Origin of the sequence: Collinsella aerofaciens (genome assembly GCF_015555045.1) — a bacterium.
Classification (GTDB): domain Bacteria; phylum Actinomycetota; class Coriobacteriia; order Coriobacteriales; family Coriobacteriaceae; genus Collinsella; species Collinsella aerofaciens_W.
Genome location: NZ_JADNJQ010000003.1, coordinates 1 through 12,292 on the forward strand (window position 1 = coordinate 1; position 12,292 = coordinate 12,292).

Below are 12,292 nucleotides of genomic sequence, written 5' to 3' on the forward strand. Positions count from 1 at the left end.
GCGGTGTCCCCTCCCTTTCAAGAAAGGGAAGAGGCGGGGCATGCCCCGCCTCTTACACCACATCTCTGCGCGCTACCTCACCAAAGTTGAGACACGGCGTTTTCGCAGGAAAATAGGTGCGACTCAGAGCCATCGGGCCAAAATGATCCGTTTTCCTCCGTCCCCGGGGGCTCAAGGGCTGTCACCGATATGGTGCTATTTCAAAACTATGCCGGATTACGGGGCTAAAGTCGGAGTCCTCATCCATACCCCCTATTTTTGAAAAACAGCAAGCAATCTACCTGCGGTTTTGTTTTTGCGATTTTCGGTATGGTCGGAGGTTCGCTATCCAGCCCCGTAAACCGACATAGTTTTGTTCGCGACGGCACAACCGCGCGTTTAAGCGCGGGGCCGGTGGGGCATTTTTGCCCCACCGGCCCCTATCCCAGCTCTATTCCGGCGCTACTCCGGCTTGGTTTCTACCGTGGGGGTCTTGTCCGCCGCAACTGGAGTACGAGCGGTGTCCATAGTCAGGCAGTGCTTGGGGCAGCTCTCGATGCACTCACCGCACACCACGCAGGCATACGGGTCGATCGACCAGGTACCACCCTTGCGATCGACCGCAAGCGCGCCCGCCGGGCAACGGCGCGCGCACATGCCGCAGCAGATGCACACGTCCATGTCGTTGACGATATGTCCGCGCAGGCGCGCAGGCGCCGCGAGCTTCTCCTGCGGATAGCACACCGTTACTGGCCGCTTGACCATAGAACCCAAGGCCGTCTTGGCAAATGTCAGCAAACTCATGCCGCGCCTACCTTTCCGTGCAGCTAATGCAGGGGTCGATGGTCAGGATAATCATGGGCACATTGGCAATGAGCACACCCTGCAGCGCATGCGTCAGACCCGCCAAGTTCTGCGACGTCGGCGTGCGCACGCGGAAACGGTCCAGATTTTTGGTGCCGTTGCCGCGCACATAGTAATAAGCCTCGCCGCGCGGCTGCTCAATCACAACCTCGCCGCGCGCGCCGTCGGCCGGCGTAAGCTTGGTGCGCCCGCCAATCCCGTCGTGCGGAATCTTGCCCACAAGCTCCTTAATGATGTCCATGGCCTGCATGACCTCGGCGCAACGCACCTGGCAGCGGGCATAGCAATCGCCATCGGTAGCAACGATGGGCTCAAACGCGGCCAAGTCCGCATAGGCGCCGTCACCGAACATGCGCACGTCGTAGTCCACGCCCGAGGCGCGGCCGAACGGACCGACCATCGAAAGCTCCAGCGCGTCTTTCTTGCTAATCACGCCCACGCCATGCAGGCGCTCGCCGCAGCTGTTGTCGTCCAAAAACGTATGCACCAGGGCCTCGTAGTCAGGACGCATGGCATCGAGCGTCTGGACAATGCCCGCCAGCTCGGAGTCCTCGATATCGTGCTTAAGGCCGCCGATCTCGTTAATCGACAGAATCACGCGCCCGCCGCAAGTGCTCTCAAAAATCTTGAGTATCTGCTCGCGCAGGGTCCATGACCGATAGAACAGCGCCTCGAAGCCAAAGGCGTCGGCGAGCAGGCCCAGCCACAGCAGATGCGAGTGAATGCGCGAAAGCTCGTGCAGAATGGTGCGGATATACTGCACGCGACCAGGCACCTCGATGCCGAGCATGCGCTCGCAGGCGCTGGCATAGCCGCAGCTGTGGCCCACGGCGCAGATGCCGCAGATGCGCTCGGCGATGTAGCCAAACTGATGCATGTCGCGCTTTTCGGTGAGCTTCTCGAGCCCGCGGTGCACAAAGCCGATCTGAGGAATTGCCTCGATGACGCGGTCATCCTCGATCACCAGGTCCAGATGAAGCGGCTCGGGCAGCACCGGGTGCTGCGGGCCAAACGGAATAACGGAGCGATGTGCCATGGACCTTACGCCTCCTTTTTCTGCTTGTCGCGGGCGACCTTGGCGGCAAGCGCCGCGCGGACCTTGGCCGCTTTCTCGGGATCCATGGCGGCGAGCTTTGCCTCCATCTCGGCGGCCTTGAGCGCGGCCTTCGCAGCAGCCTCATCGTGCTGAGCATCGGAGCCGGCAGCCGCAGCGGGCTGAGCAGCGACGCCCGCGGCGTCGCCGGCGCTCGCCGCAGCCGAAGCATCGCCGGCACTCGCAGCGCTCTCCCCTGCAGCAGCCGCAGCCGCGGCGGCCTTCTCGGCAGCGGCCTTGCGCGCCTTGGCCTCGGCGGCGGCACGCACCTTCATGGCTTTCTCGCGCGCGGCCTTCACCTCGGGCGTGATAACGCTCATGGGTTCGGCAGTCGAGACCTGGTAGAAAAAGCCCTTAAAGTCAATCTGCATATCGGTGATGGCAAGACCAAACAGGTCGTGCGTTTCGTTTTCAAACGGGAATACCGCCGGATAGTACGAGCTGATGGACGGAATCTCCTGGTACTGGTCGATGCCCTCAACCACCAGGTTCTCGATCGCATAGCTGCCGTCCTGCGCAATATGCTCCTGAGCAGCACGAACGTCGATAAACGTATAGACCAAGCGATACGATCCGTCGTCCACACAGCGCTCGGCATGCATCTGCACAAAGCGCGCGCCGACGCCCTTGAGCGCCTGGACATGTGACAGGAGCTCATCGATCCCGACGGTAGTATAGATAGCCTTTTGCATTACTCGCCCTCCTTTGCAGCGGCGGGCGCGTCGCCGGCCGCGGACGTCCCAGCAGGCGCATCGTCAGCCCCGGCCCCCGCAGCCACAAACCCGCCCTCGCCCAGCTCAACGCCACCATCCCAGGTAGCGGCGCCGCCCACGGTAAGCGGATCGCCGCCAGCACGCATCACGGCCTCCTTCTGATCCAGGATGCCGCACGCCTCCACGATGGCATCGATCACCGTCTCGGGGCGAACGGCGCACCCGGGCGCGTACACATCCACGGGAATCGCGCGGTCCACGCCGCCGATCACGTTATAGGCATCGCGAAACACGCCGCCCGAGCACGCGCAGATACCGCATGCCACCACACACTTGGGCTCGAGCATCTGGTTGTAGATCTGGCGCACGACAGGCAGGTTCTGGGCATTGACCGACCCCGTCACCAAAAAGATATCCGCATGCTTGGGGTTGCCGGTGTTGACCACGCCAAAGCGCTCCGCATCGAACAGCGGCGTGAGCGAGGCCAGCACCTCGATATCACATCCGTTGCAGCTCGAACCGTCGTAATGAATAACCCACGGCGAGCGCGACATTTTATGATCCATGGATGCCGCCTCCTAAATAAAAACGTCGACGAGGATGGGCATAAGGTTGAGCAGGCCAAACACCAGCGCCACGCCCCATCCGAGCCTAAAGCAGCTGCGCCAGGTGCTGCGTGCGAAGGTGTTGTCGATCAGCACCTCGACAAAATACGTCGCAGCCATCACGACCAGGGCTACGACCCAGCTCACCGGGTTGTCCCAAACAAAGAACATGCCCACCCACATCAAAAACAGCACGGTCTCGCACCAGTGCATAAGGGTCATCTTGGCCAGCGTGCCGCCGCTCATCTCGGTGGCGACGCCCTGGACGATCTCCTGATGCGCGTGATGCGAGTACGAAAGGTCAAACGGCGACTTGCGCAGCTTGATGGTGAGCACCGCGAGCAGCGCGAGGAAAATGGGCGCGCTGTACACGATGATGGGGGCCGACTGCCCCGTCACGGCGATGGAATCGAAGCTGTCGGTGGCAAGGTACAGGCCCACGCTCATCAGCAAAACGGCGGGCTCGTAACTCATGACCTGCAGCAGCTCACGGTCGGCGCCGACCTGGGCAAACGGGCTTTGCGTCGAGGCGGACGCCAACACCACAAAGATCGCAGCGAGGGTCACCATAAAAGCGCACAACAGCGTGTTGGAACCCGACACAAAGATGCCGCCGCCCACCACGGTAAAGATGAGCGCGCACGCCATGTAGGTATCGTCCATGGTGTTTACGCTGGCGGGGGCCTTGCGCAGCAGCTTGGCCACATCGTAGAAAGGCTGGAGCAGGCGCGGGCCCACGCGGCCCTGCATGCGGGCCGAAAGATTTCGGTCAACGCCGTCGATCATGCCGCCCACAAGCGGCGCCAGTAAGGCAAATGCCACGGTGCCAATAAAAATGCCCACGACGCCCGAGCCTTCAAAATACTTGCCGCGCAGCACCGAGGGCGCACTCATGGCAAGTCGCTCGGGCCCAATCCACGCGCAACACAGCAGCGCAAACAAGATAATGCTGCAGCACACGACGCTACCCGCGGGGCCAATACGCTTCTCGCCAAGGGCGTCCTCCGAGTACCAATTGCGCTTTTCGGCCTTCACCTCGTGTCCCATCGAGCCGCGGAAATGGCGATATTTGTCGGTCCCCACGCCCGAAAGGTACACGTTGACGTGCGGTTTGTTGCTCACGCGGAATGAAGTCAGCAGCACCACGGCGATAAACGCCACGATAACCACCATCAGGTACATGGCGTCCTTGCCAATAACGTACGGCACGCGGCCAAACACCATGGCCAAGTAAGGCGACACCAGACCGCTCGAGATAACCGGGAACGCCACGCAGCACAGAATCAGCAGCGCGGCGATGGTGTTGAGGGCCATCCATTCGGTCTTATGGACATTGACCTCAACGTTTTGAGCCGTGGGGTCGACGCCCGAAAGCTTGGCAAGCCACTTGCCCCAGAAGAAGAAGGTCGCGGCCGAGCCAAAGGCAAGTACCATGATCATGAGCACGTTGCCGGTCTGCGCGAACGCCACCAGAGCGCCCCACTTGGACACGAGCATGCCAAACGGCGCCACAAACATGCCCATGATGCCCAGCATCATCAGGCGCGTCAGGTGCGGCATGCGGCTGAACATACCGTCCATGTCCTCGATATTGCGGCTGCCGATATGATGCTCGGCCGTGCCCACGCACAGGAACAGCAGCGACTTTGCCACCGTGTGGAACAGGATCAGGAAGATGGCCGCCCATACGGCCTCGGGCGCGCCGACACCCAAGCAAGCACTGATGAGGCCCAAGTTGGAAATGGTGGAGTATGCGAGCACGCGCTTGGCGTTGCTCTGCGAGATGGCCATGAGGGCAGCGAGCAAAAACGTGATGGCACCCACACTCGTAACCATAAAGCCAGTCACGGGATAGATGGCATAGAGCGGGCTGAGCTTGACCATTAGGAACACGCCGGCTTTGACCATGGTGGACGAGTGCAGCAGGGCGCTCGTGGGCGTGGGGGCAACCATGGCGCCGAGCAGCCAAGTGTGGAACGGCATCTGTGCGGCCTTGGTGAGTGCGGCGAGCGACAGCAGGATGACCGGCATCACCAGCAGCGCGGACTGCGCGGTTCCGGCGCCGGAAAGCTCGATCATGCCCGAGATGTTCAGCGGCATGCCGTTAACGTGCAGGTACATGAGTCCGGCCAAGAACGCGATACCGCCCAGCATGTTGAGGATGATCTGGGTAAAGGCGTTCTTGATGGCCTCGGGCGTGCGCGTGTAGCCAATCATAAGGAACGAGCACACGGTGGTGATTTCCCAGCCGCAGAACAGCCACTCAAGGTTGTCGCTCGTCACGATGACGAACATGGCCGAGAGGAACAGGAACATAAGCGCCAGGAACTGCGGGCGACGGTCGGGCGCGGTCTGCCCGCGCAGCGCGGCCTCGTGCTCATCGTGCGCTTGGAAGTCCTTCATGTAGCCCAGGGCATACACGCAGATTAGGCTGCCGACGATGCCGATGGCGAGGACCATGATCACACTCATGTAGTCCAGGTAGAGCGGCGTCGCCGTGACGGCTTCGGCCGCGGGCAGCGTCATGGCTGCAAAGGCGAGCGAGCCCACCAGCTGGACTATGCCGAGCACCGTGGTGAGCGCGTTCCTATATTTGTACGCGTTGTACAGGATGACGGCGCACAGGATGACATCGATGACGGAGCTGATGATCGAGAGCACATGAGAGGTGCCGGGGGCAACCTCAAAGCTCTGCGGACCCGTGCTAAAAAACATGACGGTGACTACAACTGTCACCGCCATAATAATGCCGGAGCCTATGAGCCCCACCGCATCGCGGGCGCGATCACCGCGCGCGAGCAGCATGCCCAGCGCCAGTACCAGCGGAAACAGGGTAAGGAAATACAGTAGCGTCATACCATCACTCCCCCATGCAAAAACGCTGCAATTGTTTAACGTTATAGCTCAATTGAGGAGTAGCGGCGGCAGGTTTTCGGTCAACTGGGGAGTTTTAGGCGTACAGGGCAAGGGCACGGCCGCTTTGGAGCAGAGGGGCAGCAAGAAAAATGCGCCCCTGTGGGCGCACCATCCCGTTTGCTATTCCGCCTTTTTAACGCGCGGCTTGCGACCGCGCGGCTTATCGACCAGTGCGGACTCACCGCTCTCGCGGTACTGACGGCACCAAGCCTTGACCGAAGACTCGCTGGGAATCTTGTGCTTGATCATGGCCTCGCGAACCGTCAAGCCGCTTTCCAGACGGTCCTTAACCACAGCGAGCTTTACGTCGTACGAATAGGTATGATGATGCGAACCGGCATTGAGAACGGCGTCGGCACCGCCCACGGCATACGCGCGGGCCCACTGACGAGCCGTGGCCTGGGGAATGCCAAGCTCCGCGGCGAGGGCGCGATGACCGACCCCCTCTTGGAGGATCTCGACGGCGCGCTGCCTAACCTCGGGCGCATGCGTGCGAGTCCTTGTTGCTTCTGACATACCTGCCACTTCTTAGCCTTAACCGTTAATCTGCTTTCTTACGTGCAAGTTAGATAGTAGCATTTTACTGTTTGCTCAAAGCAGTTAATTAAAATAGACGCGGCGTTATCTGGGCATTTGACACCAAATTACGACATTTCTTTATCGATTATTTACGCTGGTAGCTGACTCACAGCTAATCGTCATTCGCTTGTCAACAAAATTGGCATCTCTTTGTGTCCTTTGGTACAGAGGATATAGTTATTAACCCCTCCCCCAATAATTTTGAGTGATCTACAAGGTAGTAGACGTCCTCACTCCTCATGGTTACCGCGCATTGCCATCCACCGGAGCAAAACAAAAGGGCGGGACCTGCTGCGCTTGCAGGCCCCGCACCGATTGACACCCGACGGGACACAGCCGGGCGAAACGGATCCGTGCTACCGTCCCGCCTGGCCGCGATGTTCAACTACAGCTCGTTGGCCGCGTGATATGCCGTGCGAATGGCGCTCGCAATGTCGGCGGTGCGCTCGCCCGAGCAGTCGCCCACGCAGGTCACGGGCACCGTCACGCCGTCCAGGTCAAACGCATTGGCCTTGGAGCCCACGGCCATCACCACGTAATCGCAGGCGATCTTCACCGGCTCCTCGGCGCCGTCCTCGGTGGTGCGAATGGCCTCCACGCCCTCGTCGGTAATGGCGGTCAGGCGGGTCTTCACGTGCTGCTCCACGTTGTGCTCGGCAAAGTCGCTCATAATCAGCGGCAGAATGGTCTCGGACTCGCCCGCGGCAATCTTGTCGAGCATCTCCACGATCGCCACCTCGCAGCCGTGCTGCAGCAGGTACTCGGCAGTCTCGGTGCCCACCAGGCCGCCGCCAATGACGGCGACGCGGCCCGTAAGCTCCACCTTGCCGGCCAGCACGTCCCAGCTCGAGACGACCTTGTCCGAGTCGGCACCCGGAACGGGGATGACCACGTCGTGCGCGCCCACGGCCACAATCGCGGCGTCGGCGGCGTTGAGGTCCTCGGCGGTAGCGGCATGGCTGAGCTCAACCTTCACGCCCAAGCCAGGCAGAATCTTCTCGTAGTACTCGACCGAGCGCATGATCTCGTCCTTGCGCGGAGGCGCAGCCGCCAGCACAATCTGGCCGCCCAGATGATCGCTCGCCTCGTAGATGGTCACGTCGTAGCCGCGCTTGGCCGCCACGCGTGCGGCCTCCAGGCCGGCGATGCCGCCGCCCACCACGGCGATCTTCTTGTCGCCCTCGCCCGGCTTGATGGCGATGGTCGCCTCGTCGCCGTTCTCGGCGTTGAGCACGCACGAGATGTACTTGCGGTTTTGAATCGCGTCGACGCAGCCCTTGTTGCAGTTGAGGCACTCGCGGATGGGCTCGCCCGTGGCGGCCTTCAGCGCAATGTCGGGGTCGCACATGAGCGAGCGGCCATAGGCGACGATGTCGGCCGCGCCGTCTTCCAGAATCTTCTCGCCGGCCTCGACCGAGACAACGCGGCCGACGGTGGCCACCGGCACGGAGACCAGGGCCTTGACGCGCTCGGCCACCGGCAGCGTCCAGTTGTAGGGCATGGCGCCCATGGGCGGAATGGTGTCGCCCATGTTGCCGGTGTGGTTGGCCTGCGCGACCTGGATCATGTCGATGCCCGCGCCCTCGAGCAGCTTGGCGAACTCGCAGGCCTCGTCGGGCTGCAGGCCGCCCTTGCCGCGCGGCGTGCCGTCGGGGTTCTCCATGATCACGGGGAGCTTGTACTCCACCATCAGCTGCGGCGCGGCTTCCTTAATGGCGGCGACGACCTCGAGCGCGTAGCGAACGCGGTTCTCGAACGAGCCGCCGTACTCGTCGGTGCGCTGGTTGAGGATAGCCGAGCACAGCGAACCCACCAAGCGGTCGCCGTGGACCTCGATGGCGTCGATGCCGGCCTGCTGCGCGCGAGCGGCCGAGGCAGCGATGGCCTCCTTGATCTGGGTGAGCTGCTCCACACTCGCCTCGTTCACAAAGTGCTGCATGTCGTGGTGCAGCTTGGCGTAGGCCTGGTTGCGGATCTCGTTGGACTCGGCCATCTTGGCGGCAAAGGTCTCCTCGTCGCCGGCGGCCTTGGCCTCCTGCGCGGCCTTGGCGGCGGCCATGGATCCCATGACCATGCGGCCGACACCGGGCACATCGTACTCGGGGTGGAACAGCTGCAGCGCGACCTTGGCGCCGTGCTTGTGGACGACGTCGGCCAGGGCCTTAAACGTGGGGATCTGGGCGTCGGTTGCCAGCTTGGGCGTGGGGCTCGCGGTCATGACGGGAGCGACGTCGCCGATGACGATGTAGCTCACGCCGCCACGGGCCAGGCGCTCGTAAAAAGCCAGGCTGCGCTCGCCGATGGAACCGTCACGCTCCTCGTAGCCGGTGGTCAGCGGCGGAAACATAATGCGGTTCTTGAGCTCAAGGGGGCCAACCGTAATGGGCTGGAGCAGCTTGGATGCAGGTGTGGTCATGGACATTCCTCTCTTGTAGGCGCGGCGGCGATGTTGCCGCGTAGTTGTCTAGAGGATATGGCATGGGAATACAGCAGCGCAACGGAAATCGGCGGACAGCAGGCAGCGGCAGGTGGATGGGGATGGGCGGGGCGGCCCGTCGGTTTATCTCAATCTGTAACAGTTACGCGGCAAAACCGGGTCTTACTGTTACAGATCGAGACATTCCTCTCGGCCCATCCTCAACAATCTAGATCTGTAACAGCTAGGCCCACTTTTGGCCCCTATCTGTTACAGATCGAGACAAACCAAACCCGCCTGCTAGAAAATCTAAATCTGTAACAGTTACTCGGCAAAATCCGTCCCTCGTGTTACAGATTTAGACAAACACGACCCAACCCACCGGTATATCTCGATCTGTAACACCAAGCCGCCCAAATCGGGTCTAGATGTTACAGATCGAGATTTTGTTTGAGAGGCCGAGAATTGGACCGAAAACACAGTCCCGGAATAACAAAAAAGCTCGCCGGCTAGGCCGACGAGCTGCAAGTTCTTGGTCGCGGGGGCAGGATTTGAACCTACGACCTCCGGGTTATGAGCCCGGCGAGCTACCAGACTGCTCCACCCCGCAATGTCTGGGCGCCTCATGTGCGCAAGAAAGAATATTACGCGGGAGTTCGGTAAACGGCAAGGAAAATCTCGTAGAGCATAATTCCTTCATATTTAAACCCCTCAGCCCCTATCACCGTAAACGAATCGCAGCCGAGCGCCGTCGACGGCACGTATACAATGGTGCGCGTCCTTTTATGCCAACACTGGGAGTAGACATGCTGCTCGCTATCGATATGGGAAACACGCAGACGGCCATGGGCCTGTTTGACGGAGACGAGCTGGTGCAGTCGTGGCGCATGCCCACCGACCGCTCTTATACCGCCGACGAGATCCATGTGCGCCTGATGGGTTTCTTTAAAATGTACGGCCTTTCGCTCGACGCGGTCGACGCGATCGCCTTTGCGGGCGTGGTGCCGCAGCTCTCGCGCGAATGGCACGCCGTGGCCGACCGCATTGCCGCGGACGCCATCGTCATCGGGCCGCAGACGGCCGCGGTGACCAAGCTGCGCGCGGCGCGCCCCCAGGCCGTAGGTGCCGATCGCGTCGCCAACGCCGTTGCGGCCGAGACTTTCTACGGCGCGCCGGCAATCGTGGTGGACTTTGGCACCGCGACCAATATCGACGTCATCGATGAGGACGGTTATTACATTGGCGGAGCGATCGCGCCGGGCATCCGCATCTCCATGGACGCGCTTGCCGCCCGTGCCGCCAAGCTCGCCAGCGTGCCGCTCGAGGCACCCGAGCACGCCATCGGCCGCGACACCGAGGAATGCATCAAGGTCGGCGCCGTGGTGGGCGCCGCCGCCATGGCCGAGGGCCTGGTCGCGCGCATGAAGCGCGAGCTGGGTCGTGAGGACGCCACGGTTATCGCCACAGGCGGTCTCGCCAGCATCGTCGCCGATTCGACCGATGCCTTCGACGTGGTCGACGGACAGCTCACCATCAAGGGTATCTGCGAAATCTACCGCCGCATGCAGGAGCTGGGATAGAGCAGGGGCTTAAGTCGAGCACGGGCGCGAGCGGCGAACTAAGCAATGCATTGGTCCTATTCCTCAAAATCGAAAATTTATCAGTTTTGAGGAATAGGCTTTCTGCTACGCCTCGCCGCATAGCCACCTCGCCAGGTCCACGATCTGCACCCCATTGCGGTCCGTGGCCTCGTGATGCGTTCGGGCGAGAATCATCTTGGGGTACGCGTCGCCAATGCTCAGCAGTGGCGAAATCTCGCGTTCAAATGTCTTATCCGAGCTGATGTCGTCGCTCACCTGAATGTAGAGCTTCTCGCTTCGCTTAATTGCTATAAAGTCAATTTCCTTTTTATAGAGCACACCGACGTATACCTCGTATCCGCGGCGCAGCAGCTCGATGGCCACCATGTTCTCGTATACGCGTCCCCAATCCATATCACGTGTACCGAGCAGTGCGTATTTGAACGCGTGGTCTGCCAGGTAATATTTCTCGCCGCTCTTAAGGTATTTTTTGCCGCGAATGTCGTACCGACGAACTTTATAGAAGGCAAACGCATCGCACAGGCACCCCATGTACGTGCCGACCGTCTTGTTCGTTATCTTTAGCCCATCCGCGTTCAAAATATCCGTAATGTTACGTGCCGACGTTATGTTGGATACGTTGTCCATCATGTAATCGGCAATGCGCAGCAGCGCCGATTCGTTTCTCACGTTATGCCGCTGCACGATATCTCTCACGATGAGCGTTTTGAAGACATTGGAGAGATATTGATAACGCTGCTCCTGCAGTGGATAAGGGTAGGAGCCGGACATACCGCCGGTTCTCGCGTACTCATCGAAGTCGCGGTCGACCTCGCCCTCGTCGCCATAGAGTCGATACTCCTCAAACGAGAATGGGAAAACCTCGATCTCAAACGTACGCCCCGTAAAGAGCGTCGACAGATCGCTCGACAGCAAAAAGGCATTCGATCCGGTAATGAATATGTCGTACTGCTCGGATGCGTGGAGGCTGTTGATCGCACGCTCAAAACCGTCGCACATCTGAACTTCATCGATAAGCAGAAAGTTTTGTTTGCCGGACACTCGATGCTCTTTTACATAGGCGAGCAGCGCGTGATACTCGAGCAGATTCTCGAACTCATCGAGGTTGTAGTTGATATGGATGACATTCGAATTGGACAGATTTGCCTCCACGTAATCGCGGAGGGCCTCGAGCAATTTTGATTTACCGCTACGACGGATGCCCGTGATGACCTTGATGTCCGGCACGCCAATAAGGCTCGTCAACGTGTCCATATATGACGTTCTATTGATGAGTTTCATTGGGGCCTCCTCGCGGTCTTTTATCGCTATTCCTCAAAATTGAAAAATTTTCAGTTTTGAGGAATAGGCTCTATAGCGAATATACCTCGCGAAAGACCGAGCTGCCTTAATCCTATTCCTCAAAAACGAAAATTTTTCAGTTTTGAGGAATAGGGCGCTGGCAACCCATTCCCCAGATAGGCGAAACCCTCCCCGGCACAGGCCGAGGAGGGTCTTGTTGTCATGTCTATCTTTGGGCGCGAACG

Annotated in this window: 9 protein-coding genes and 1 tRNA gene; 1 reads left to right on the forward strand and 9 read right to left on the reverse strand. The window is 60.2% G+C overall.

Translation table 11 applies throughout. The features are described from left to right. Positions 1 to 441: 441 nt before the first annotated feature. From I2E45_RS01810 to I2E45_RS01845, 8 genes are all read right to left on the reverse strand, one after another. Positions 442 to 783 carry a 4Fe-4S dicluster domain-containing protein gene (locus I2E45_RS01810; RefSeq protein ID WP_195443991.1) on the reverse strand — a complete coding sequence of 114 codons (342 nt, stop codon included), beginning with the start codon at positions 781 to 783 and terminating at the stop codon, positions 442 to 444. A gap of 7 nt (positions 784 to 790) precedes the next feature. Next, a complete protein-coding gene (locus I2E45_RS01815; protein WP_195443993.1) occupies positions 791 to 1,879 on the reverse strand; it encodes a hydrogenase large subunit in 1,089 nt (362 codons plus the stop codon). 5 nt (positions 1,880 to 1,884) lie between these two features. Further along, positions 1,885 to 2,628: an NADH-quinone oxidoreductase subunit C gene (locus tag I2E45_RS01820; protein ID WP_195443995.1), complete on the reverse strand. Its 744-nt coding sequence runs from the start codon at positions 2,626 to 2,628 to the stop codon at positions 1,885 to 1,887. Next, entirely contained in the window at positions 2,628 to 3,215 is a 588-nt protein-coding gene (locus tag I2E45_RS01825; protein WP_195443996.1) for an NADH-quinone oxidoreductase subunit B family protein, read from the reverse strand. The genes I2E45_RS01820 and I2E45_RS01825 overlap by 1 nt, the downstream gene beginning before the upstream one ends. Positions 3,216 to 3,227: 12 nt before the next feature. Next, positions 3,228 to 6,110, reverse strand: a complete 2,883-nt coding sequence (locus I2E45_RS01830; RefSeq protein ID WP_195443999.1) for a proton-conducting transporter transmembrane domain-containing protein — start codon at positions 6,108 to 6,110, stop codon at positions 3,228 to 3,230. 180 nt (positions 6,111 to 6,290) lie between these two features. Next, the gene (locus tag I2E45_RS01835) at positions 6,291 to 6,686 is read right to left on the reverse strand and encodes a helix-turn-helix domain-containing protein (RefSeq protein ID WP_195444001.1); all 396 of its coding nucleotides are present in this window, start codon (positions 6,684 to 6,686) and stop codon (positions 6,291 to 6,293) included. Between the two features lie 448 nt (positions 6,687 to 7,134). Further along, positions 7,135 to 9,165, reverse strand: a complete 2,031-nt coding sequence (bilR, locus tag I2E45_RS01840; protein WP_229058782.1) for a bilirubin reductase, long form — start codon at positions 9,163 to 9,165, stop codon at positions 7,135 to 7,137. Between the two features lie 533 nt (positions 9,166 to 9,698). Next, positions 9,699 to 9,775, reverse strand: a tRNA-Met gene (locus tag I2E45_RS01845). Positions 9,776 to 9,971: 196 nt separating this feature from the next. Here I2E45_RS01845 and I2E45_RS01850 point away from each other — a divergent pair. Then, the gene (locus I2E45_RS01850) at positions 9,972 to 10,745 is read left to right on the forward strand and encodes a type III pantothenate kinase (RefSeq protein ID WP_195444005.1); all 774 of its coding nucleotides are present in this window, start codon (positions 9,972 to 9,974) and stop codon (positions 10,743 to 10,745) included. Positions 10,746 to 10,850: 105 nt separating this feature from the next. Here the strand turns inward: I2E45_RS01850 and I2E45_RS01855 are convergent, their stop codons facing one another. Then, complete coding sequence (locus tag I2E45_RS01855; protein ID WP_195444006.1) at positions 10,851 to 12,047, reverse strand: ATP-binding protein; 1,197 nt, start codon at positions 12,045 to 12,047, stop codon at positions 10,851 to 10,853. Positions 12,048 to 12,292 lie beyond the last annotated feature (245 nt).

Coding starts and splice junctions, on each gene's coding strand:
- I2E45_RS01835 (WP_195444001.1), bottom strand. CDS start 6,686: ATGTCAGAAGCAACAAGGACTCGCACGCATGCGCCCGAGGTTAGGCAG.
- I2E45_RS01810 (WP_195443991.1), bottom strand. CDS start 783: ATGAGTTTGCTGACATTTGCCAAGACGGCCTTGGGTTCTATGGTCAAG.
- I2E45_RS01815 (WP_195443993.1), bottom strand. CDS start 1,879: ATGGCACATCGCTCCGTTATTCCGTTTGGCCCGCAGCACCCGGTGCTG.
- I2E45_RS01850 (WP_195444005.1), top strand. CDS start 9,972: ATGCTGCTCGCTATCGATATGGGAAACACGCAGACGGCCATGGGCCTG.
- bilR (WP_229058782.1), bottom strand. CDS start 9,165: ATGACCACACCTGCATCCAAGCTGCTCCAGCCCATTACGGTTGGCCCC.
- I2E45_RS01855 (WP_195444006.1), bottom strand. CDS start 12,047: ATGAAACTCATCAATAGAACGTCATATATGGACACGTTGACGAGCCTT.
- I2E45_RS01830 (WP_195443999.1), bottom strand. CDS start 6,110: ATGACGCTACTGTATTTCCTTACCCTGTTTCCGCTGGTACTGGCGCTG.
- I2E45_RS01820 (WP_195443995.1), bottom strand. CDS start 2,628: ATGCAAAAGGCTATCTATACTACCGTCGGGATCGATGAGCTCCTGTCA.
- I2E45_RS01825 (WP_195443996.1), bottom strand. CDS start 3,215: ATGGATCATAAAATGTCGCGCTCGCCGTGGGTTATTCATTACGACGGT.